At 48.3% G+C, this 203-nt stretch carries 1 protein-coding gene; it reads right to left on the bottom strand.

From position 1 onward, the window contains the following. Nucleotides 1-15: 15 nt before the first annotated feature. The coding region (locus tag FDX22_RS24335; RefSeq protein ID WP_186805460.1) for a YebO family protein at nucleotides 16-203 on the bottom strand (188 nt) is incomplete at its 5' end.

Genomic DNA, 203 nt, shown 5'->3' on the forward strand with positions numbered 1-203 from the left:
CTGTCTTTCTGTTTACTACCGTTCGGCTACCAGACGAATGATGTCATCATCTTCATCCTGAGTTTGCACCGCGGTAGGCTCTTCTGCTTTTTCCGGTTCGTTAGCTTCACAAAGACGACGGAGCAATACGTTCTGTCGTTTTTGCTGATCCAACAACGCCTCAAGCAGTTCAATCTGCTCGTTAGTACGCGAACTTGCCCGAT

It is taken from the genome of Citrobacter sp. TBCS-14, from assembly GCF_005280805.1.
GTDB classification, from domain to species: Bacteria; Pseudomonadota; Gammaproteobacteria; order Enterobacterales; family Enterobacteriaceae; genus Citrobacter; species Citrobacter gillenii.